Origin of the sequence: Streptosporangium minutum, assembly GCF_002149035.1 — a bacterium.
Taxonomy (GTDB): Bacteria; Actinomycetota; Actinomycetes; order Streptosporangiales; family Streptosporangiaceae; genus Streptosporangium; species Streptosporangium minutum.
Genome location: NZ_NGFP01000031.1, coordinates 30,452 through 51,367 on the forward strand (window position 1 = coordinate 30,452; position 20,916 = coordinate 51,367).

21 protein-coding genes are annotated in these 20,916 nt (G+C 71.2%); 12 read left to right on the forward strand and 9 right to left on the reverse strand.

Features of this window, described 5'->3' with window-relative positions:
* Window positions 1–74: 74 nt before the first annotated feature.
* Window positions 75–545 (forward strand): MarR family winged helix-turn-helix transcriptional regulator, encoded by a 471-nt coding sequence (locus tag CA984_RS09735; protein ID WP_086570428.1) that lies wholly within the window; start codon window positions 75–77, stop codon window positions 543–545.
* A gap of 232 nt (window positions 546–777) precedes the next feature.
* Here the strand turns inward: CA984_RS09735 and CA984_RS09740 are convergent, their stop codons facing one another.
* Together CA984_RS09740 and CA984_RS09745 are read right to left on the reverse strand one after the other, a co-directional pair.
* Window positions 778–2,298, reverse strand: a complete 1,521-nt coding sequence (locus CA984_RS09740) for a serine hydrolase domain-containing protein (protein WP_207620801.1) — start codon at window positions 2,296–2,298, stop codon at window positions 778–780.
* 241 nt (window positions 2,299–2,539) lie between these two features.
* Window positions 2,540–3,400 (reverse strand): SDR family oxidoreductase, encoded by an 861-nt coding sequence (locus CA984_RS09745; protein ID WP_086570430.1) that lies wholly within the window; start codon window positions 3,398–3,400, stop codon window positions 2,540–2,542.
* Window positions 3,401–3,479: 79 nt separating this feature from the next.
* On the opposite strand from CA984_RS09745, the gene CA984_RS09750 reads away from it, so the two are divergent.
* Window positions 3,480–4,091, forward strand: coding sequence for a TetR/AcrR family transcriptional regulator (locus CA984_RS09750; RefSeq protein ID WP_242675841.1), 612 nt, complete (start codon window positions 3,480–3,482; stop codon window positions 4,089–4,091).
* Between the two features lie 52 nt (window positions 4,092–4,143).
* Here CA984_RS09750 and CA984_RS09755 read toward each other — a convergent pair whose 3' ends face one another.
* The 5 genes from CA984_RS09755 to CA984_RS09775 form a co-directional block, all read right to left on the reverse strand.
* On the reverse strand, window positions 4,144–5,622 hold the full coding sequence (locus CA984_RS09755) for a DHA2 family efflux MFS transporter permease subunit (protein WP_086570432.1): 1,479 nt from the start codon (window positions 5,620–5,622) through the stop codon (window positions 4,144–4,146).
* A 73-nt stretch (window positions 5,623–5,695) separates the two neighbouring features.
* Complete coding sequence (locus tag CA984_RS09760) at window positions 5,696–6,184, reverse strand: MarR family winged helix-turn-helix transcriptional regulator (protein ID WP_086570434.1); 489 nt, start codon at window positions 6,182–6,184, stop codon at window positions 5,696–5,698.
* A gap of 90 nt (window positions 6,185–6,274) precedes the next feature.
* Window positions 6,275–9,157, reverse strand: a complete 2,883-nt coding sequence (locus tag CA984_RS09765; RefSeq protein ID WP_165781184.1) for an AfsR/SARP family transcriptional regulator — start codon at window positions 9,155–9,157, stop codon at window positions 6,275–6,277.
* Window positions 9,158–9,382: 225 nt separating this feature from the next.
* Window positions 9,383–10,843 (reverse strand): hypothetical protein, encoded by a 1,461-nt coding sequence (locus CA984_RS09770; RefSeq protein ID WP_086570438.1) that lies wholly within the window; start codon window positions 10,841–10,843, stop codon window positions 9,383–9,385.
* 100 nt (window positions 10,844–10,943) lie between these two features.
* Window positions 10,944–11,447, reverse strand: a complete 504-nt coding sequence (locus CA984_RS09775; protein ID WP_086570440.1) for an RrF2 family transcriptional regulator — start codon at window positions 11,445–11,447, stop codon at window positions 10,944–10,946.
* 82 nt (window positions 11,448–11,529) lie between these two features.
* Between CA984_RS09775 and CA984_RS09780 the strand changes: the two genes are divergently transcribed.
* Both CA984_RS09780 and CA984_RS09785 read left to right on the forward strand, forming a co-directional pair.
* A complete protein-coding gene (locus CA984_RS09780) occupies window positions 11,530–12,273 on the forward strand; it encodes an SDR family oxidoreductase (protein ID WP_086570442.1) in 744 nt (247 codons plus the stop codon).
* A 133-nt stretch (window positions 12,274–12,406) separates the two neighbouring features.
* Window positions 12,407–13,054: an SRPBCC family protein gene (locus CA984_RS09785; RefSeq protein WP_086570444.1), complete on the forward strand. Its 648-nt coding sequence runs from the start codon at window positions 12,407–12,409 to the stop codon at window positions 13,052–13,054.
* Window positions 13,055–13,197: 143 nt separating this feature from the next.
* Here the strand turns inward: CA984_RS09785 and CA984_RS09790 are convergent, their stop codons facing one another.
* Window positions 13,198–13,842 (reverse strand): TetR/AcrR family transcriptional regulator, encoded by a 645-nt coding sequence (locus tag CA984_RS09790; protein ID WP_086570446.1) that lies wholly within the window; start codon window positions 13,840–13,842, stop codon window positions 13,198–13,200.
* 52 nt (window positions 13,843–13,894) lie between these two features.
* Here CA984_RS09790 and CA984_RS09795 point away from each other — a divergent pair, with 52 nt between their 5' ends.
* Both CA984_RS09795 and CA984_RS09800 read left to right on the forward strand, forming a co-directional pair.
* Window positions 13,895–14,194, forward strand: coding sequence for a hypothetical protein (locus CA984_RS09795; protein WP_086570449.1), 300 nt, complete (start codon window positions 13,895–13,897; stop codon window positions 14,192–14,194).
* Window positions 14,195–14,419: 225 nt separating this feature from the next.
* Complete coding sequence (locus CA984_RS09800; RefSeq protein WP_086570451.1) at window positions 14,420–14,626, forward strand: hypothetical protein; 207 nt, start codon at window positions 14,420–14,422, stop codon at window positions 14,624–14,626.
* Between the two features lie 202 nt (window positions 14,627–14,828).
* Here CA984_RS09800 and CA984_RS09805 read toward each other — a convergent pair whose 3' ends face one another.
* The gene (locus CA984_RS09805; RefSeq protein ID WP_086570453.1) at window positions 14,829–15,383 is read right to left on the reverse strand and encodes a YceI family protein; all 555 of its coding nucleotides are present in this window, start codon (window positions 15,381–15,383) and stop codon (window positions 14,829–14,831) included.
* Window positions 15,384–15,606: 223 nt separating this feature from the next.
* Between CA984_RS09805 and CA984_RS45975 the strand changes: the two genes are divergently transcribed.
* The 6 genes from CA984_RS45975 to CA984_RS09830 all read left to right on the forward strand — a co-directional run bounded on the left by CA984_RS45975 (window position 15,607) and on the right by CA984_RS09830 (window position 20,739).
* Window positions 15,607–15,756 (forward strand): hypothetical protein, encoded by a 150-nt coding sequence (locus CA984_RS45975; RefSeq protein ID WP_156055948.1) that lies wholly within the window; start codon window positions 15,607–15,609, stop codon window positions 15,754–15,756.
* A 69-nt stretch (window positions 15,757–15,825) separates the two neighbouring features.
* Complete coding sequence (locus CA984_RS09810) at window positions 15,826–16,788, forward strand: MvdC/MvdD family ATP grasp protein (RefSeq protein ID WP_086570455.1); 963 nt, start codon at window positions 15,826–15,828, stop codon at window positions 16,786–16,788.
* A complete protein-coding gene (locus CA984_RS09815) occupies window positions 16,788–17,789 on the forward strand; it encodes a TIGR04500 family putative peptide maturation system protein (RefSeq protein WP_086570456.1) in 1,002 nt (333 codons plus the stop codon). Before CA984_RS09810 ends, CA984_RS09815 begins: the two co-directional genes overlap by 1 nt.
* The gene (locus CA984_RS09820) at window positions 17,786–17,974 is read left to right on the forward strand and encodes a hypothetical protein (protein ID WP_133061597.1); all 189 of its coding nucleotides are present in this window, start codon (window positions 17,786–17,788) and stop codon (window positions 17,972–17,974) included. Before CA984_RS09815 ends, CA984_RS09820 begins: the two co-directional genes overlap by 4 nt.
* 70 nt (window positions 17,975–18,044) lie before the next feature.
* On the forward strand, window positions 18,045–20,171 hold the full coding sequence (locus tag CA984_RS09825; protein ID WP_242675842.1) for a peptidase domain-containing ABC transporter: 2,127 nt from the start codon (window positions 18,045–18,047) through the stop codon (window positions 20,169–20,171).
* Window positions 20,172–20,328: 157 nt separating this feature from the next.
* Window positions 20,329–20,739: a TOBE domain-containing protein gene (locus CA984_RS09830; protein ID WP_086570473.1), complete on the forward strand. Its 411-nt coding sequence runs from the start codon at window positions 20,329–20,331 to the stop codon at window positions 20,737–20,739.
* Window positions 20,740–20,916: the final 177 nt, after the last annotated feature.

A 20,916-nucleotide genomic window follows, 5' to 3' on the forward strand; every position in this document is an offset into this window, starting at 1 on the left:
AGATCGCCTTTCCGTGATGCCATATAACTCGATTATTAAGATACTCAATTGTTGAGTTAATGTAGCATGACGGCATGAACGGCGATAACCAGGGGGGCATCGACCTGCACTCCTTCGCGGTACGGCTGCGCCGGATGACCGCCGAGTTCAACCGCATCGCCCACGAGTTCGCCCATGAGCACGGGCTGCACACCACCGACGTCCAGGCCCTCATCAAGATCTTCGACGCGCCGTCGCCGATCACTCCAAGCCGGTTGCGGGAGGAGCTGAACCTCACGTCGGGTGCCATCACCGCGTGCCTCGACCGGCTGGAGCGGGCCGGGCACATCCGCCGGGTCCGTGACGTACACGACCGGCGCGTGGTCCACCTGCACTACCTCGACGCGGCGCAGGAATTCGCCGCGGCCTTCTTCCGCCCGCTCGGCCGTAGCACGGACAACGCCCTGCGGCGTTTCAGTCCGGAGGAGTTGCACGCCGTGGCCGCCTTTCTCGACGCTATGAACGAGGAACTCGACGTGTTGCGAGCCGCGCCGCGCTCTTCCTGACCTTGCTTTCGAGCGCGCGGGGCAGGCGGTTGCATACCGGCGACCTTTCGGTGTGGTTCCCGGAGGAGGGCGGCGACGACTACGACGTGGACGTGAGCTCTTCCATCACGGACGGCGGCGGCTGGTGTTGACACCGGGGATTCCCGGAACGCTCCGGGACCGCACCGCCGTATACGGGATGTGGGACTGACGACGGCGCCGGCCCCCACGGGCGCACGACGGCAGCCCGGCATCACCGTCGAACTCGGCCGGCGCCGGCGGCGACGGGGGAGTCGTCGGACGTGATACCGGCTGGTCGACGGCGTGCTCGGACCGTGTGGAAGCCACGCGCCGTGATCACTGCGGCGCTTGCCAGAGCGGTCGTCCCGAGCCAGACGTAGAGGGCGGGCCAGACGTAGGTGATCTGATCCATGGTGCCCGCCCGGTTGAGGAGGAGCCCGAACAGGTCGGCGAGCGCGGCGAAGATCGCGACAGGGAGCGTGTACGGCACCAGCCGCAGGACGACCCGCCACAACGGCCGCCCTGTCGTTCGCCCGGCCCAGGACCGTGAACGCAGGACGCCCAGCACGCCGAGCGCGAGGGCGAGGAACGTGAGGGCCGCGAGCACGAGGTCGGTGGTCATCGTGAAGGGCGAGGTGGGTTCCGGGGCTTTGCCTTCGGTCAGATCCACCAGGCCCTGTGTGATGAGCGCGCTGTCGTCTTCGAGGCTCATCCCCGTGTTGGTGACGACGGCGATGCCGTAGCCGCCGGCGGGGAGCAGGGTCTGCATGGCGTTGTGGGTGAGCAGCCAGCCGGTGTGCTGGATCCGCACGGGACCCTGTCCGGGCTTGTTGGTCGACCACCCCATTCCGTAGCTGCTGCCCTTGGCGGGTTCCCGCATGGTCTCGATACTCCGGGGGGAGACGATCTGCCGGCCGTCCGCGCTCCTGCCCTTGCCGTTCTGCATGATCAACCAGCGGGTCAGGTCGCCGGCCGTGGTGACGACGCCCTGGCTTCCGTTGGCGAACCAGTAAGGATGGGAACGCGGGATCACCTGGCCGTAGGCGCGGATGTAGCCCTTGGCGCCGCCCGGCATGTCCTTGGTGGTGTCGACCGTGCTGCTGGCCCTCATGCCGAGCGGCCCGAACACTTCGCCGGACATGTGGTCCGCGAACGGAACCCCGCTCACGACCTCTACCAGCCGTGCGGCGACGAAGTAGTTGGGGTTGTGATAGTTCATCTTGGTGCCCGGCTCGGCGGACAGCTTCGCGCCGCGCATCCTGGCGACGGCGCCGGCCAGCGTGTCGGACTGTGGCAGGGTCAGGTCGGGGAAGGCGGAGTCGGCCATGCCCGAGGTCTGGTTCAGCAGCTGCCGTACAGTGATCTTGCCGGCCCGTGGGTCCGCCATTTCGAACTCGGGCAGATAGTGACGCACCGGTGCGTCCAGGTTCACCTTGCCCGCCTCGACCAGTTGCATCACCGCCAGGGCGGTGAAGGACTTGGAGAGTGAGGCCACCGGCATCGGCGTCCCCGCCGTGAGGGCCCTGCCGTCGGCGTCGTGCCCGTATCCGGCGGCACGTATGACCTGGTCACCTCTGGTGACCGCGACCACGGCCCCGGGCAGGCCGGTCCGTTCCAGATAGTCGTTCATGTAGCTGTCGACGGCGGTCGCGTCGAGGGCTCCGCCGGGTGGAGCGGCAGCCGCCGCGGACGCCAGGGCCAACGACGCCAGGGTCACGCCGGACAGGCCGACACAGGCCGCCAACTTCCTCACGATGTCCTCCGTTCACTGTTCCGTACGGGACGACCATAGGAAGCGGGAGGGGAGGGTCGTATCGCACGATCGACATCGGTCACCCCCGACTTTCGTCGGGGGTGAAGCGGGAGATGTCGGAGGTGAGGCGGGAGACGCGGTCATCGTCCGACGTCACCGCCGACGCTCGGGCAAGCGCGGTGGGGTGACGGCAACCGCCCCGAGGACGCCTCGGCCGATGCCGGCGGCGCGGGTGCCGGCCCTACCGGAAGGCGGCGGCGTTGCGCCGGGCCCAGTCGGCGAAGGCGCGGGGCGCGCGGCCGAGGATCCGCTCGACGTCGGGGCTGATGCGCTGCTCGGCGGGGGTGGGCTCGCCGATGATGGCCAGGGTCGTCTCGACCACGGGCTCGGGCATGAACTCCAGCATCTGCGCGCGCGCCTCCTCCCGGGTCTGTTCGATGAACCGGACCGGCTCGCCGACCGCGTCACCGATCGCCTCGGCGCGTTGCCGGGGCGTGGTGAGGGCGGGCCCGGTCAACTCGTAGACCTGTCCCGCGTGACCGTCCACGCGCAGGGCCGCGGCGGCGACCTCGGCGATGTCGGCCGGGTCGATGAACGGCAGGCCGACGTCACCGAACGGAGCGGCGACGGTCCGCCGGGTGCGGACCGACTCGGCCCAGGCGTAGGCGTTGGAGGCGAAGCCGCCGGGCCGCAGGATCGTCCAGTCCATGCCCGACCGCCGGACGGCGTCCTCGACGGACTGTCCCATGCTCCCGTGGGAGGGCGAATCCGGTCGGGTCGCGACTCCCTGAGAGGACAGCAGCACGATCCGTCCGACTCCCCGGGCTTTCGCGTCGTCGAGGAGGTCGCTGACGACGCCGCTCGGGTCGCCGACGGCCGCCGTGAGGTTGCCGGAGATCAGCAGGAACATCGCGTCGGCGCCGTCGAGGGCCGGCCGCAGGCTCGCCGGGTCGGCCAGGTCGGCGGCAACGGCAGGCACTCCCCGCGGCACGTCGGACCCGGTGATGTTCCGCGACACGGCCGTCACCGGCTCGCCCGCCTCCGTCAGCAACCGCACCAGCGTCCGCCCGACGTTCCCGGTCGCTCCTGTTACCACGATCATGTCGATCCCTAGTTAGTTAGTTGAATGACTTAGTTGGACGGTAGCACAGTACGGCGGTCGCATGTCTATAGTCAGTGAGGTGTCTGACTCAACGAAGACCCGGACGCGGGGGGCCGACAAGCGGCGGCAGTTGATGGCCGCCGCCGCCCGGGTCCTGCACCAGCAGGGCGTGGAGCGCACCACCATCGCCGACATCGCCCACGCCGCCGGCGTTCCCGTCGGAAACGTGTACTACTACTTCAAGACCAAGGACGCGCTGGTCCAGGCCGCCCTGGCCGAGCATTCCGGGCACCTCGCGGAACTCACCGGCGAGCTCGACAAGCTCCCCTCCCCGCTCGAACGCCTCAAGGCCCTGGTCGGCTTGTGGGTGGGCCAGCGCGACGTGGCGGCCCGCTACGGCTGCCCCACCGGTACCCTGGCCGTCGAACTCGACAAACGCGCCGAGGGAGGCATGGACCTGGAGGCGGGCAGGGTCATCCGGTTGTTGCTGGACTGGGTGGAACGCCAGTTCCGCGAGCTGGGACTGTCCGACCCCGACAACCTCGCGCTCACGCTCGTCGGCGCCTACCAGGGCATGTCGCTGCTGGCCAACGCCCTGCGCGACCCGGAGATCATGACCCGCGAGGGGAGCCGCCTCATCCGCTGGCTGGACTCCCTGCCCGACGACGGCACCGGCCACCGGAACTCCTGAGGGCCCGTTCCCCGTCGCCCGCGAGCAGTCGAGCCGCACACGGGACCCCGGTTCACCGGCCCGCCGGCTCGGCAAGGGCCGCGTTCCGGCCGGCTGTGCCCGGCCTGGGCTGCCGCAGCACGATGAGCGCGACGATGAAGGCCGCGACGAGCAGCGCGGCGGCGATGCCGAAGGCCAGGTGGTAGCCGCCGGTCAGCGCGGCCGCCTCGTCGCTGCCGGCCGACAGCAGCTCCTCGGTACGCGAGGCGGCCAGCGTGGACAGCACCGCGACGCCGATGGCCATGCCGATCTGCTGGGTGGTGTTGAACAGCCCGGAGGCCAGGCCCGCGTCGTCGGCCCGGGCGCCGGACATGCCGAGCGTGGTCAGCGCGGGGAGCACCAGCCCGCCACCCGCGATGAGCAGCATCACCGGGAGCAGGTCGGTGACGTAGTCCGCGTTCACCGGGACGCGGGTGAGCCAGCCCATCGCCCCGAGCAGCAGCGCCAGGCCCGTCAGCAGGACGGCCCGCTCGCCGAAGCGGGTGTTGAGCCGGGCGGAGACGGACAGGGACACGCCGCCGATGGCCACCGCCGCGGGAAGCATCGCCAGACCGGTGGCGAGCGCGCCGTAGCCGAGGACCTTCTGCATGTAGAGCGCGACGATGATCTGGAAGGCGAACATGGCCGACAGCGTCAGCATCTGGACCAGGTTGGCGCCGGAGACGTTGCGCGAGCGGAAGATCCGCAGTGGCATCAGCGGGGTCTCGGCGGTCGCCTGACGGGCGACGAACGCGGTCAGCAGGGCGAGCGACACCGCGCCGAGGCCGAGGGTGTGCGCCGCGAGCCAGCCGTACTGCTCGATCTTGACCACGGTGTAGATGCCCAGCATCAGCCCGTCGGTGACCAGCACGGCGCCGATGATGTCGGCCCCGGCGGCGAGTCCGGCCCCGCGCTCGTCCGGCAGTGCCCGGATCGCCAGCACGATCGTGGCCAGCCCGATCGGCAGGTTGATGAAGAAGATCCAGTTCCAGCTGAGGGCGTCGGTGAGGACCCCGCCCAGGACCTGGCCGATCGAGGCCCCGGCCGCGCCGGTGAAGCTGAAGACGCCGATCGCCTTCGCGCGCTCCTCGGCCCCGGTGAACAACGTCACCAGGATGCCCAGGACGACCGCGGAGGCCATGGCGCTGCCGACGCCCTGCAGGAACCGGGCGGCGATCAGCATGCCGGGGCCGGTGGCCGCTCCGGCCAGCAGCGACGCGGCGGTGAAGACCGCGTTGCCTGCCAGGAACATGGTTTTACGGCCGACGAGGTCGCCCAGCCTGCCGGCCAGGAGCAGCAGCCCGCCGAAAGCGATCAGGTACGCGTTGACGGTCCAGCTGAGCCCGGCGGGCGAGAAGCCCAGATCCCGCTGGATGGCCGGCATCGCCACGGTCACGATGCTGCCGTCCAGGATCGTCATCAGCATCGCGGCGGACAGCACGGTCAGCGCCAGCCGGCGCGACCGGGGCGTGCCGGTGCGGGTCGGTCGAAGGGAAGGTGGGGTGTGCGACATCGTCGGCTCCTGTTCGGAAGGGAACAGGAGTGACCGTAGCAGATAGTTTTGTTGTAGACGATCCTCTATGGACTTACTTTGTGCGCTGCCGTGCCCGCCGTACCCCTTGAGGCGCCTCGACGGGGGTGGCCAGATGCCCCGTCACCAGGCGGTTCATGGCTCGCACGAGCGCCTCGCCCTCGTTTCCGGGCAGCGCGCCCAAGGCGGCCTTGTGCACGCTGTCGACGATCTCCTGGCTCTGCCTCGCGACCTCCGCGCCCTTCTCGGTGACCGCGATGATCCGGGCCCGCCGATCTGTGCTCGACGGGCGGCGCTCGGCGAGCCCCGCCTTCTCCAGGGCGTCGACGGTGACCACCATCGTGGTCTTGTCCATGTCGCCGATCTCGGCGAGCTGGATCTGCGTGCGCTCCTCCTCCAAGGCGTGAACCAGCACGCAGTGCATGCGTGCCGTCAGTCCGATCTCGGCGAGCGCCGACGCCATCTGGGTTCTCAGGACGTGGCCGGCGTGGTCCAGCAGGAACGACAGATCCGGCGCGGTACGGGCGGGTGCCATGGCGGTCATACCTCCAGGGTAGCCACTGGTTCCGTTCTGGATTATCCATAAGGAATCCCATCGAGCTCCGGCCGGCATGCTCGCCGCACGGACTGGGGCTCAGGAACGGTCGTGGCGCAGGACCGTCCGCCGGCCGTCGTCGCCCGGGGCGGTCACGATGAGGCGGCGCGCCATCGCGGTGGCGTCCTCCTTCGTGAGGCTCGCCCCCATGGCCGTCGCCTCGTCGTACGCCTCCGGAGAGAGGGTGGCGCGCACGGCGGCCACGTTCCGGGGGCCGTCCAGCGGGTCCATGAGCTCGGGGGAGTAGCCCATCCGGGAACCGATGGCCGAGACCGTGCCGAGGAGCACCGCGCCGTCCACCGCCCGGCCGGCCATGCCAAGGGCTCCGGCGAGCACGTGGGCACAGGCCAGCCAGGAGGTCATGTCCTGCATGCGGTCGAGGTGCACGACCAGGCGGGCCGCCTGCTGCACCGCGCGACCGGCGTCGCCCAGGTCCATGGCGACCTTCGCCCCGATCCAGCCCGAGGAGCAGTACGCCCAGTCGTGGCCGCAGGCCTGGGCGATGTCGGCGGCCTGCACGAGCTGCCCGGCGGCGAGCAACGGATCGCCCGCCACCCTGGTGATCTGCCCGCGCACCATCATCAGTTCGGCCTCGACCCAGGTCAGCCCCGCCGCCCGGACATGCGTCCAGCCCTCGGTGAGCGCGAGCTGCGCCTGGCTCGGGTCGCCGCTGAGCTGGAGGAAGTACGCCCGGTACGGCAGGGCGCGGGCCATGACCTCGACCTCGCCGATGGCCTCGGCCTGCCGCAGCGCCAGCTCGACGTCGTCGTTCCCTGCGAACGGGTCGCCCGCCAGGTAGCGGAGCAGCGCCCGCCCGATCAGCGCCTGCCCCCTCGCGGGATGGTCGGCGCCTGCGCGGTCGAGGGCCTCGGACAGCCGTGCGATGCCTTCGTGCACGTCGCCGTTGCGGTACCAGAACCACGACAGCGCGCTGGCGATGCGCAGCGCGGAGTCCCCGTCGCCCGTGGCCAGGGCGTGGCCGAGAGCGGCCCGCGTGTTCGCCTGCTCGTGCCGGAGTCTGCGCAGCCACAGCTCCCCGTCGAAGGTGCGCAGACGCCGTCCGGCCGTCTCGGCCAGCTCCACCGCCCACGCGAGATGGCGGCCGGCCCACCGGGCCCGTTCGTCGCCGGACAGGGTGCGGAGGGCGTACTGCCGTATGGTCTCCAGCATCCGGTAACGCCGGGGTACGGCGGAGCCGTCCACAGTGACCAGCGACTTGGCGACGAGGCCGCCCAGCCTGTGCGTCACCGCCGGCGGCCCCGCCACCCGTTCGGCCGCCTCCAGATCGAACCCGCCCTCGAAGAGGCTCAGGCAGCCCAGCAGCTCCCTCTCGGGCGAGGTGAGCAGGCGCACGCTTGACGCGATGGCCGCCTCCAGGCTCCGATGGCGCGCCGGGGCGGTACGGGGGCCGGTGGCCAGCAACGCGAACCGGTCGTGGAGCCCGTCGGCGATCTGTTCGAGGGACAGGACCCGGGTCTGGGCCGCCGCGAGCTCGATGGCCAGGGGGAGGCCGTCCAGCTCCCGGCAGATCCGGGAGATCAGCTCCCGCTCGTCGTGCCGTGGGCGCCGGTCCGGACGGACCGCGAGCGACCGCTCCAGGAAAAGCTCGACGGCCGCCCCGCCGGGGTCCAGCGGCGGCAGGTCCCAGGTCGTCTCTCCTGCGACGCCCAGCGGCTCCCGGCTCGTGGCGAGCAGCCGCAGGCCGGGGCAGCGCGACAGCAACGTCTCCGCCAGCGGCGCGACCGCGTCGACCAGATGCTCGCAGTTGTCGAGGACCAGCAGGGTCTCCCGGTCGCCGATCGACGCGGCGAGGTGGTCGGTGCTGCCCGTGATGGCCGTACCCATCGCCGCGCCGACCGTGGCCGGCAGCAGCCCCGCGTCCGTCACGTCGGCGAGGAGGGCCAGCCACGGGCCGTCCCCGTCCGGGTGTTCCCGGGCGATCTCCAGGGCCATGCGGCTCTTGCCGGTGCCGCCGGGACCGGTGATCGTCACCAGCCGGTCCGCGGCGAGCAGGTCCTTCACCGCGCCCACGGCGGCGTCACGTCCGATGAGGCGGGTCAGCGGCGCCGGAAGCCGCGGGCGGGCGGGCTCCCTCGGCTCGGCGGGCTCGGTGACCGTCGCCGCCTCCTTCGGGGCACGCAGGTCCAGGGCCGGGTCCTGCCGGAGCACCGCCGCCTCCATGGCGCGCAGCGAGGGGCCGGGGTCCACACCGAGTTCCTCGATCAGCCGCTCGCGCGCCGCGCGGAGGGTGGCCAGGGCGTCCCCCTGTTGCCCGTTCCGGTACAGGGCGAGCGCGAGCAGCTCCCAGGACCGCTCCGCCAGGGGGTGCTCGCGGACCAGCGACTCCAGTTCGCCCACTGCCTGGACGGCCGCGCCCATCGCCAGGCGGGCCGCCGCATGGTCCTGGCGGGCGGCCAGCCGGGCGTTCTCCAGCCGGGCGATCTCGGCGCTCGCCACGTCGGAGCCGCCGAGGTCGGCGTAGGCGGGGCCGCGCCACAGCCCGAGCGCGGTCGCGAGGCTTTCCGCCGCCGCCGCCGGATCGTCGGACAGCAGTCTCGCGCCGCGCTCCGCCAGAGCGGCGAAGCGTTCCGAGTCCACCGATTCCGGCCTGACACGCAGGACGTAGCCCGGACCCTGGCGGTCGAGGAGGCCCGTGGCCGTACGTGGAGGCCGGTCCGGTTCCAGGACTTTCCGCAACTTGCTGATGTACGAATACAGGGTGACCATGCCGCTGTTCGGGGCCTGTTCTCCCCATACCGCGTCGACGATGCGGTCGGTCGTCACCATCTTGCCCTGCGCGATGAGCAGTGTGGCGACCAGGGCTTTGACACGGGCGCCCCCGAGGTCGAGTCGTGCTCCCTCGCGGGTCACCATCAGCGGGCCCAGGACGGAGAAGTGGAGCCCGGCTGGTTCAGCGCTCACCTGTGGCCCGTTCCCTTTGCGTCCACCGCCGCTCAATACGGACGTGTCGTTATTATGCCTCAAAGGGTGATAAAGGCGAAGTATTTCGTGTCCGTCGGCCATTACCACGCACGACATGAGCGGCGGTTCAGCGGGGCCAGGAGCCGGTGTCGTGGCGGGGCCGGCTCCGCGTCACGCACACCTGCTTCCTGGCGCTCCGTCTGCCACCGCCCGGCTGCCACGGTCCTAGAAGTCGCGCCACTCGTCGAACCAGGCGGCCGTCTCGGAGTCCGGGACACCGGCGCGCCGTGCCAGCTCGAAGAACGCGTCCGCGGCCTCCTCCCGTCTGACCGTGTCGATGATCTCGTAGCGTCCGTCGATCGCGTTGAGTCTCTCGACGAGGCTCTGGAGGATCGGCCGCGCGCCGGCCGCTCTGGCGGGATCGCAGGCAGGCAGGCGTTCGACGGCGCGGAGTGCGGACGCGTAGGCCTTGCACGCGGCATTGCCTGCCCGTTCGTCGTCATCGACCCAGTCGCGCAGCGGGTTGTCGACATTGGCAGCCAGCCAGGCGTCGGACTTGGCGCCCCGGATGGTCACGCACACGGGCGCGTCCTTGTAGCGGGCTTTGATCGGTCTGACCTGGCTGCGCCGGATCCCCGCCAGGTTCAGACGGCGCAGGGACGGCGCGGGGAGCGGCAGGGAGGAGGCGTCGACGCCGTACGCGTCGGTGAGCCGCAGGGTGTGCAACCGCTGCAGTCGGCCCGGGTCGGCGGCGTCCAGCAGCCGGCCGTACGGTCGGGACCACCAGATCTGCAACGACTCCAGGTCGGTCAGGGCGCCCAGCGCGGCCATGGACAGGTCGCCTGTCACCCGCAGGTCGAGGTCACGGATCCCGCGCAGGCCGCTCGGGACGGGAGCGGGTGAGGTCATGGTGAGCTGGATCCATCGGCCCTCCTCGGCCGCCTCGACGACCTCGGGTGGCTCGGCGGTCAGCCGGAGACCCATCAGGCCGGGCGGGAGACGGAGGTGCCGCAGCCCGGCGCCCCAGATGGCGAGCTCGGTCAGGTGCGTCGTGCTCAGATCCACGACGGCCGGTGGGTCGTCCCAGATCAGAGACTGGATCATGGGTCGGCCGGCGACGGCCTCGGAGAGACCGCGATCGGCTCCCGACCATCTCAGGCCGGTCAGACGTGGCAGCGCGTCCAGGCCCGACCAGCGGACCTCCGCGAGGTGAGCCGGAAGGTCGATACTCGACGTCGTGGCGTCCATGGTCCGCGGCGCGTCACCGAGATCGACCACGACCGGGCCTCTGGCGGAGTCCTTGTAGGCCGCCTTGGCCTCCGCGGGCACCTGCAGATCCCATCGCCGCTGGTAGACGATCTGCAGCGGCAGGCCTTCCCAGCCACCGAAGGAATCGATCTCGCGCGGGACGTCCGGGTGAATCGGCAGCTGTCCGAGCCATACGAAATCAGGCGGTGGGGCATCGGAGCCGTCGATCCTGAGGGCTTCCGGTTCCGCCGACCAGCTGTGGTGGTCGCGGAGCAGGGGACCCGCCGAGGACAGATCGTCCAGCGTGGGCATCGCGTCGGAGCACCAGTCGAGCACGCACACCGTCACCCAGCCGTCGGCGTCGATCCCGCTCACCTGGCAGGCACCGTATCCCCCCAGCGGCAGGAGCACGGCTGCGGTATCCCCGACCTTCAACATGGCCGGAGGCTAGCAACCGCCTACGACAGGAACGGCCGTCGAACCGGCGGTTGCCGCGCCTGTGGCAGTGGATCGGCGACGAGGGCGCGACCGCCTTCAGCTACTGATGTCCCGAAGAGCCGTGGACGGGCTCCGCCGTCCCCGTCAGGCGCAGCCGGGTGCGGGACGGCGCCGACGGGGGCAGCGCGGCGAGGATGCCGGCGAGGGTGACCCCGGCGAGGCTGCGCCGCCACGCCTCGTGCGCGTCGGCCATTTTCTCGGCGAGGATGCAAGTGCGGCGGCACTCCTCCGGGGACAGCGCCCCCCGTCCCTGCTGGCGGATCTCACGGCACTCGTACGGCGAGGACGTGCCGTCGACGGCCTCGACGATCTGCAGGAGTGTGATCTCGGAGGCGGGTCGCGCGAGCCGGAATCCTCCCCGCGGGCCCGTGGTCGCGGCCAGCAGGCCGGCTCTGACGAGCGCCTTCAGCTGCTTGGTGAGATAGGCCACCGGGAGGTCGTAGTACTGCGCGAGCTGTGCCGCCGACGCGCTGGCTCCCGGATCGAGCTGTGCCAGCGTCGTGGCGCAGTGCAGAACCCATTCGGTGCTCACAGGCAGCTTCACGGTCCCGAGTCTATCGCAGATATTATGGACCCGTTTAGTCCATGATACCGTCTGCTCGACAGCGAGAGAAGGAGAGATCATCATGCGGATCGCAGTCGCCGGCGCGACGGGGAACATCGGGGCCCTCACTGTCGCCGCCCTCGAACGGGGCGGACACGACGTCGTACGCGTCAGCCGCTCCCTCGGCGTGGACCTGACGACCGGTGACGGGCTCGACGACGCCCTGGCCGGTGTCGAGGCGGTCGTCGACGCGACCAACGGGCCGGTGACCGACCGGGCCGGGACGGTGGCGTACCTCGGCACCACCACGCGGAACCTGCTCGCCGCCGAGGAGCGGGCCGGTGTCCGTCACCATGTGCTGCTCTCGATCGTCGGGATCGACCGCGTCGAGGGCAACGCGCACTACGCCGGCAAGCGGGAGCAGGAGCGCCTCGTGGCCGCGGGGCCGGTGCCGTGGACGATCGTCCCGGCCACGCAGTTCCACGACTTCGCCGCGATGGTGGCGAGCTGGACCGAGCGGGACGGTGTCGCCACGATCGCGCCGCTGCTCGTGCAGCCGATCGCGCCAGCGGACGTGGCCGGCATCCTCGCTGAGATCGCGGTGGGCGAGCCGCAGGGGCGTTACGCCGATGTCGCCGGGCCCGAACCGCAGGACCTGGTGGACATGGCCCGGCGCAGCAACGAGGCGCGCGGCCGCGCGGTGAAGCTCGTGCCGACGTGGTCGGCGCTGTTCGGCCCGGCGATGGCCGGCAACGTGCTGCTGCCCGGCGAGGGCGCCCGCATCGCGCCGACCACCTTCGACGAGTGGCTCGCGGAACAGCGGTAGATCCGACGAGGGTCCGGCGCCTCGCCGGGACGCATTTTCGGAGCCGAGGGGTCTAAATCCCTCTGAGGGTTCTAAATCACGATGAGATGCGATAAAAGATCGTTTGTCCTTATCATCTCTTTTTGAGGTACATGTGAAGAAGCTCCTTCGACTTCTTGCTACCCCGCTGTTCGCCGCGGCCCTCGTCCTCACCGCGTTCTCCGGCCCCGCCAGTGCCGACGTCCCCGAGAGCGACGCCGAACTCGCCGTCGAGTGGCAGACCGCCTGGGACACCCACAGGTTCTACGACTCCGCACCCCCTCCCCTTCCGGGGTCGGGGCGGAGCCGGGACAAGGCCCGCATCTCCATCGAGATCGACGCCCCGGTGGAGCACGTGTTCGCCGCGTATTCGGATATCAACCATCACATCGGCATGCATTCGTTCCTGAAGCGCGTCGTCACCCACGGCGACCGGTCTCAGGCCGGCACGCGCACCATCGATTTCACGGCCATCGAAGAGATCCCGTACGAGGGCGCGATCGTCACCAGCAAGACGCACGCGCAACAGCGCATTGACCTCGCCGGCCTCAGGTACGAGACGGACACCTGGTCGCTGCCCGGCGTCGTCACGCACCAGAAGATCCTCTTCAAGGAGCTGGACAACGGGAAGACCGAGGTCACCGAGCGTCTCACCTTCGACGCGGACACCTCGCTGATCGATTTCGTCGTCACGAACGGCGTCGCCTCCCACCAGCAGACGCAGGCGGCCCTCAAGCAGGCGATCGAGAGCGGCGAGCTCTGATCCGCCGCCGGGCGGGGCCCGTTCCTCGGACGCGCCCCGCCCGGCCCACCGCTGCCGCGGCGCTCGCGCCCACCGCTGCCGCGGCGCTCGCGTCCGGCGCGGCACCGGATCGACGCCGACGGCGCCCTCGGCGAGGCCGGGGATCAGGCGAGCAGGAGCCGGCACCAGGAGTCGGCGAGCCATCGCTCGTAATGCTCACGCGTCCACCGGCGGTCGCGGACGAGAAGAAGGTAGAGCTCGGGGGAGTTGGTCGCCCAGATGACGTCCGCCGCTTCTTCGACCTCGACCCTCAGCCGGCCCGTCGCCGCCAGGTCGGCGGCCAGCAGGCGCATGTTGGCGGCCCGTCGTTCCGCGATCTCGTGCCACAGCTCGGCGAGTTCGGGTGAGGCCGGTGCGGCCGTCTGCAGCACGCCGAACAGCGGCCCGAGCCGGGCGTGGATCCGGCTCATCGCGGCCGCGTAGACGGCCAGCTTGCGTGCCGCGTCGGGCTGGGCCCGGATGTCCCGTACGTAGTCGCGTTCCGGAGCGGGCACCGCGTGGTCCTCTCCGGAGATCGCCGCCTCGACGAGGAGGCGGAAGAGCGCGGGTTTGGCGCCGACCGAGGCGTAGACGGTGTCGGTGTTGACCCCGGCGCTCCTGGCGACGGCGGCCATGGTGGTGGTCGCGTAGCCCCGCTCGAGGAACAGCGCGGTGGCCGCGTCGAGGATGGCCTGCCTGGTACGGCCCGCGGTCGCGTGTCGCAGGCTCGTGTCGTAGCGCCTCTTGACGCGTTTGTCGTCAGCGGTCATGCTCGCATTATTGATCCGAGACAGTCTCGGATCAAATTATGGAAGAGTCGCGATGCCGTACGCGTTCACCTACGAAGTCCCGATCGGCCCCGACACCTACGCCCGGATCAAGGACGAGCTGGGGCCCGGTTCGCAGCCCGGCATGATCCTTCACCTCGCCCACAACACCGATCAGGGTCTGCGCTACGTGGAGGTGTGGGAGTCCAAGGAGGCCTATCTCGATTTCGTGGACAAACGCCTCCATCCGGTCGTCGACCGGGTGGTCACCCAGGCACTGGGCTTCCGCCCGCCCGAGCCGCCCGTGACGATGCTCGATTTCGTCGATGTCTGGACCGGAGACCCGGCCGCGTAGGACACGACCGGGCGCCCCGGCGCCGTGCCGCAGGTCTGCGCGGCCGGCTCGGCCTCCGAGCCGTCGCACCGGACCGCGCCCGGACCCGCCGTGGCCGGGTTCCTCGCTGACGTGGCAGGCTGAGCCCGTGGACGAGTCGACGCTTCAGCCAGAGGTTCTCCAGGCGGTCAGGGCCTACGGGCGGCACCGCCGGGTCGCCGTCTCGCGGGCGGAGGGACGCCGCGGATGAGCGAGCAGGTGGAGCCGGTGGAGCCGGCGGTCTGCTCGGCGAAGGGCTGCCGGGCGGCGGCGTCGTATGCCGTGATCTGGAACAATCCCCGGATTCACACGCCGGAGCGGGAGAAGGTCTGGGCGGCCTGCGAGGAGCACCGCCGGCCGCTCGCCGACTTCCTGGACGTGCGCGGGTTCCTGCGCCGGGTGGAGAGGTTGTAGGGCGCCGCCTCAGCGGCGCACGCCTTTCCCTCAGGCGCGCGGGGAAGCCCCACGCCTTTCCACAGGCGCGCTCGGAAGCGCACACGTCATCCCCGGAAGGACGTGTTCCCCGGAAGCACATGTCCGCCGGAAGCACGTGCGGATTCCCCGGAAGCGCGCGTCCTTCCCGCAAGCGTGTGCGGGCCGGTTCAGCCCGGCCGGGTCACCGCTCCGGTGTGAGGCCGACGTCGAACCGCACCTCGACCTCGTCGTTGAGTTTGAGCGTGCCGAAGAACGCCGAGTAGGGCCGGATCCCCCATCCGGTCTGCGCGATGACCGCCGAACCGCGCACGCGGCCCTCGGCCAGCGCGCCCTGCACCGTGACGGGCCGGGTGACGCCGACGATGGTGAGATCGCCCTCGACGCGGAACGACTCCGCGGTCCCGCTGACCCGCGTCGACCGGAACGTGATCGTCGGGTGGCGCTCGACCTTGAGGATCTTCTCCTGGAGGATCCTCTTGATCTCCCGGCGGTCGGAGTCGCTGAGCGGCTTGACGCCGCCGGTCCCCTCCCGGACCTCGAACGACTCGGCGTCGGCCTCGACGGTCACCGAGGAGCCTGCCGGGTCGGCGGGGTCGACCGTGGCGTCGCCGCGCCAGCGGGTGACCTCGATGGTGAGGTCATGACCGGCCTTCGCGCCCAGTCCGGTGCGGGTCGTATGCACGAGGAGCCGGCCGGATTCGGGCCCCAAGGGGTGGCTGCCAGCGGTGATGCTCACCGTTCCAGGCTAACTCGCGCCCGGAGAGCCGTGGTGACCCGGTGAGGGGACCCGGCCCCCGGAGGGACGCGGCGCCGGTCCCGGGCCTCCCACCCTTGTCCGCTGCCAGGATGACGGAGGATCAATCGCGCGGCGGACGCCCCGTCGCGTTCTCCCCGCCTAATTTGCTCGGCGAGACGGATCACGCCGTGTGATCCGGCCGGCAGAAAGTTGGGGGATACATATGAGCAGGACGCGTACCACGCTCGACGACATCGCGGCTCTCGGTCCCGAGCTCGACGAGGGGCAGCTTCTCCAGGTCAGCGGTGGGGCGAAGAGCCAGGTCATCACGATCCACGGCAACCACTCGCACACCTCCGGCGACAGCAACTGATCCGCCGCGGGGGCGCGCGCGCCGCGCCCCCGCGCCGGGCCGCAGCGACGACCCGTGGGAGCCGTAGCGATGATCCTCGTCCTGACCTCTGACGGAGACGACCACGCCGACCGGGTCGTGAAACCGCTCACGGCCGCCGGCGCGGACGTCGTCGTCTTCGACCCCGCCTCCTACCCGACCGCCGCCACCCTGGAGATCAGCCACTCCGGGGACGGTTCGACCGGCCGCGTGCTCGACGCCGGCGGCCGGCGGCTCGTCCTCGACGACCTGGCCGCGCTCTGGTACCGCCGGCCGCTGAGCCCGGTGGCGCATCCGCGGGTCGCCGCCCGCGCCTACGTCGAGGAGGAGTGCCAGATCATGGCCGAGAGCCTCTGGGACAGCCTCGACTGCCTCACGGTCCCCGCCTCCCGGCCGGTCATCGACCGCGCCGGGCACAAGCCGTACCAGCTCGAACAGGCTCGGCGGCTGGGCTTCGAGCTGCCCGCGACGCTGGTCACGACCGACCCCGAGAGCTTCCTCGACTTCTACGACCGTCATGAGGGGCGCGTGATCACCAAGCCGGTGCACGGCAACCGGCTGGAGGCGGGCGGAGAGCGGTTCGGCCGGTTCGCGGCGCCCGTCTCGACGGCGGACGTCGCGCACGCGGACGCGTTGCGCTTCTGCCCGGTCATCGTCCAGGCCTACGTGCCCAAGCGGGTCGAGCTGCGGGTGACCGTGGTCGGGCAGGAGGTCTTCGCCGCGGAGATCCACTCCCAGGTGAGCAACCACACGCGTTACGACTGGCGGCACTACGACCCGGGGGCCACGCCCATCCGGGCGCACGAGTTGCCCGAGGAGATCTCCGTGCGGTGCGCGGCACTGGTCGAGCGGCTCGGGCTGACCTACGGCGCGATCGACCTGATCCTCACCCCGGACGGCCGCCACGTCTTCCTTGAGATCAACCCGAACGGTCAGTTCCTCTGGATCGAGGACGCGACCGGGCTGCCCATCGGCGCGGCGATCGGCGATCTGCTCATGAGCGGGGTGAGGTGATGGCGGACGGGCGGATGCTCGCCGACGCGGTCGGCCTGCTCAGCGGCGGTACGGCGGAGCGGGACCTGGACGGGTTCAGGGCGGCCCATCCCGAGGTGCGGGTACGGCTGATCAGCCAGCGGGAGGAGTACGACGGATCGCTCCAGCACGCCCTGCTCCTCAAGGAGGGCGACGGCGCCACGGTCTCCCTGTCCTGGTGTCCCGAACGGGCGCTGCCCTGGCCGCTGCGAGGGGTGCACCGGGCCGGTGAGCATCTGCTGCTCCGGGTCAACGGTGTCGAGACCTCCGTGGCCCGTGCCGTCGCCTGCCTGGACTTCATCTGGGACGACTCCCGGCTGGCCGACCGCCTCGTCACCGACAGCCTGGTGCGCGAGGTGATGGAGGAGGAGCCGGAGCCGCTGACCGACGCCGAGCTGCAGGGGGCGATGGACGCCTTCCGCCGGGCGCGCGGGCTGCTGACCGGCGGGGAGACCCGGGCGTGGATGGACCGCAACCGCGTCTCCCACGACGAGCTGGAGGAGCTGGTCGCGGTCGAGGCGTCGGTGGCGCGGCTCCGCTCGCGGGTGGCCTCCGGGCACGTCGAGGACTGGTTCGCCGAGCACGGTCGCGGGCTCGACGTCGTCCGCGTCGCGAAGGTCGTGCTCGACGCCGGGGCCGGCCCGCACGTGCCGGATTCCGATGGATTCCTGGAGAGCGTGGAGCGGGCGTTCGCGGACGGCACGGCCAGGCCGGGGGAGGTGTTCGCCTCCCTGCGGAGGGAGGAACTGGACCCCGCCATGGCCGACCTGGTCTTCGGCGCCGAGCCGGGGACGGTGGCCGGGCCCTTCGAGACCGAGGGGGGCCGGCTGCTGATCAAGGTGCTGGCGGTGGAGCCCGCCGTCCTCGACGACGCCGTCCGTGACCTGGCCGAGCGGAGGATCTTCGCCGAATGGGTCGAGCGGCGCAGGAGCACCGCGAAGATCGAGTGGTTCTGGGGTACGGCCGAGCGGACCGGGACGTGAGCGGGCTTCCGTTCCGGGAGAGGGCCCTCCACCACCACCTGGCCTCCCGGCGGCGCGTCGAGCATCTGCGCACGGTCCCCGGCAAGGTCCTGCTCGGCCTGTGGGTCTACGTGGGACTGCTCGCGCTGTCGATGACCGGCGTGGTGCTGCTCGGGATCCTGCCGGTGCTCGGGCCGGCGCGGTGACCGGGTCCGGGGCGATGACGGGGACGGCGATGACGGGGACAATGTCCGGGGCGGGGCGATGAGGCGGCGGGTGCCGGTCATCCGGCAGAGCACGGTCGCCGACTGCGGCGCGGCCTGCCTGGCGATGGTCCTCGGCCACCATGGGCGCCGTACGACGGTCCGCGAGGTCGGTGAGCACCTCCAGGTGTCGAGGGACGGGTTGACCGCGTTCGCGATCGCGGAGGCCGCGAGGTCGTACGGCCTGCGCACCAAGGCCCTCTCCCTCACTCCCCAGCAGCTCGCCGCGGTGCCGGGCCCCTCCATCGTGCACTGGGAGTTCAACCACTTCCTGGTCGTCGAGCGCTGGCGTCCGGACGTCGTCGAGGTGGTCGATCCGGCCTCCGGCCGGCGCAGGCTCACGCCGGAGGAGTTCGACACCGGGTTCACCGGGGTCGTCCTGGCCTTCGAGCCCGGCCCAGGGTTCAGCGTCGAGGCGCCGGAGCGCCGGCCGTGGCGCCGGGACCTGGTCCGCGCCGCCCTGGCGCGCCACCGCGGGCTGCTGCTCCAGGCGCTGCTGGCCTCCTTCCTGCTGCAGGTGCTCGCCCTCGTCGTACCGGCGTTCACCGCGCTCGTCGTCGACGAGGTCCTCCCCGGTGAGGACCACTACCTGGTCCGGATCCTCGCGGTGGGGCTCGGCTTCGTTGTGCTCACCCAGTCGGTCCTCGGCTACCTCCGTAGCGCCGTGCTGCTGGTGCTGCGGGCGCGGGCCGACACCGAGCTCACGGCGGGGGTGATCGGCCACCTGTTCGCGCTGCCCTACCGGTTCTTCACCGTCCGCGGCACGAGCGACCTGGTCATGCGCACGCAGAGCGCGGCCAACCTGCGGGCCATGATGTCGGGCCAGTTGCTCTCCGCGCTGCTCGACGGCCCGCTGGCCGTGGTCTTCATGGTCCTGATCCTGCTGCGCGACCCCGTCCTCGGAGGGTGCCTGGCCGCGGTGGCGGCCGTCCAGGTCGTGCTGCTGCTGGCCACCCGGAGGCGGATCACGGATCTCACCGGGCGCGGGCTGACCGCCGCCGCCACGACTCAGGGCCGTCTCATCGAGTCCATCGGGGGGATCGAGACGCTCAAGGCGTCCAGCGCGGAGTGGCGCGCGGTGGAGCGGTGGTCCGGGATGTTCACGGCCCAGATGAACGCCGACATGCGCCTGGGACTGACGCGCGGGGTCCTGGACGCGGCCCTGTCGGGGGTCAGGATCCTCGGTCCCGCGATGCTGCTGCTCGTGGGCGCGTCACAGGTGCTGGACGGGGAGCTGAGCCTGGGGACGATGCTCGCGCTCAACGCGCTGGCCGTCTCCGCCCTCACCCCGCTGACCTCGCTGCTGACCAGCCTGCAGGAGCTTCAGGAGGCGGGGGCGCACTTCGAGCGCCTGGCCGACATCGTCGAGGCCGAGCCCGAGCGGGGCGGCCGGAAGCTGCCGGTCCTCCACGGGGAGGTGGTGCTGCGGGATGTGGGATTCCGCTTCGATCCGCGTTCTCCGTGGACGCTCAGGCACGTGTCCCTGGCTGTCGGCCCGGGGCGGAAGATCGCCCTGGTGGGACCCTCCGGGTCGGGGAAGAGCACGTTGGGGCGGGTCCTGCTGGGCCTGTACCAGCCGGTGGAGGGCGAGGTCCGCTACGACGGGGTGCCGGCGGCCGAACTCGACCCGCGCTGGTTGCGCAGCCGGTTCGGCGTGGTCACCCAGGAGCCGCATCTCTTCACCGGGACCATCAGGGAGAACATCGGCCTGACCGTTCCCGGCGCGTCGCTGGAGCAGGTGGTGGCGGCGGCCAGGCTGGCCCGTGTCCACGACGACATCATGACCATGCCCATGGGATACGAGACGATGCTCACCGAGGGCAGCGGCCTCTCCGGCGGCCAGCGCCAGCGGATCGCCCTCGCCCGCGCCCTGCTCTCCCGGCCGCGGGTCCTGCTGCTGGACGAGGCGACCAGCCATCTCGACACCGCCACCGAGGCCGCGATCGAGGAGAACCTCGCCCGGCTGACCCAGACGCGCATCGTGATCGCCCATCGGCTGAGCACCGTGCGCGACGCCGACCAGATCTTCGTCGTCGAGGCGGGCGGCATCGCCGAGCGGGGCACCCACGATGAGCTGATGCGGCTCGGCGGCAGGTACGCCGCCCTGACCGAGCGGCAGGCCGTCCGCTGGATGCGTTGACCCGCGGCTGGATGCGTTGACCCGCGGCGCTGCCGGCACGGCTGGTCGGGGGCCGACCTCAGATATCGCAGATGCGAGAGCGATACGCAGATCGATCGCGTGATTGCCATGCAATATGGGTATCAGGGCCGGAATATACGAGGGTATGGTGGTTGTCGTGACGACGTTCCGGATCAGTGAGGCCGCCGCGCTGCTCGGGGTCAGCTCCGACACCGTCCGCCGATGGGTCGACGCCGGCCGCCTCCCGGCCCGCCGGGACGAGCAGGGCCACCGGACGGTGGCGGGTGCGGACCTGGCGGCGTTCGCGCGTTCGCAGATCGAGGAAGAGAACGGCTCGGGGCACTCCTCGGCGCGTAACCGCTTCCGCGGGATCGTGACCGAGGTGATCAGGGACGCGGTGATGGCCCAGGTGGAGATCGCCGCCGGGCCGTACCGGGTGGTTTCGCTGATGAGCCGCCAGGCCGCCGACGAGCTGGGCCTGGAGGTGGGGGTGGTGGCGGTCGCCGTGATCAAGTCCACCAACGTCGTCGTGGAGATCCCCGACCGCGTCCGCGCGGCGAGCCAGTAAGGAGCCCCGTTGTTCAGGCGTCTTTCCCGGTGGACCGTCACGGTCCCGCTCGCCCTCGCCCTGACCGCTGGTCTCTCCGGGTGCGGCACCGGCGGCCAGGCCGCCCCCGCGGCCTCCACCGCCCCCGCGGCCTCCTCCTCCGCCGGTGGTGAGCCCACGACGCTGACGGTGTTCGCC

Bases quoted from the DNA above. Each gene is read 5' to 3' on its own strand.
- CA984_RS09760 (WP_086570434.1), bottom strand. From the start codon at position 6,184: ATGACCGCCATGGCACCCGCCCGTACCGCGCCGGATCTGTCGTTCCTG.
- CA984_RS09815 (WP_086570456.1), top strand. From the start codon at position 16,788: ATGGCGGACGGGCGGATGCTCGCCGACGCGGTCGGCCTGCTCAGCGGC.
- CA984_RS09795 (WP_086570449.1), top strand. From the start codon at position 13,895: ATGCCGTACGCGTTCACCTACGAAGTCCCGATCGGCCCCGACACCTAC.
- CA984_RS09800 (WP_086570451.1), top strand. From the start codon at position 14,420: ATGAGCGAGCAGGTGGAGCCGGTGGAGCCGGCGGTCTGCTCGGCGAAG.
- CA984_RS09810 (WP_086570455.1), top strand. From the start codon at position 15,826: ATGATCCTCGTCCTGACCTCTGACGGAGACGACCACGCCGACCGGGTC.
- CA984_RS09780 (WP_086570442.1), top strand. From the start codon at position 11,530: ATGCGGATCGCAGTCGCCGGCGCGACGGGGAACATCGGGGCCCTCACT.
- CA984_RS09745 (WP_086570430.1), bottom strand. From the start codon at position 3,400: ATGATCGTGGTAACAGGAGCGACCGGGAACGTCGGGCGGACGCTGGTG.
- CA984_RS09755 (WP_086570432.1), bottom strand. From the start codon at position 5,622: ATGTCGCACACCCCACCTTCCCTTCGACCGACCCGCACCGGCACGCCC.
- CA984_RS09790 (WP_086570446.1), bottom strand. From the start codon at position 13,842: ATGACCGCTGACGACAAACGCGTCAAGAGGCGCTACGACACGAGCCTG.
- CA984_RS09770 (WP_086570438.1), bottom strand. From the start codon at position 10,843: ATGTTGAAGGTCGGGGATACCGCAGCCGTGCTCCTGCCGCTGGGGGGA.
- CA984_RS09735 (WP_086570428.1), top strand. From the start codon at position 75: ATGAACGGCGATAACCAGGGGGGCATCGACCTGCACTCCTTCGCGGTA.
- CA984_RS45975 (WP_156055948.1), top strand. From the start codon at position 15,607: ATGAGCAGGACGCGTACCACGCTCGACGACATCGCGGCTCTCGGTCCC.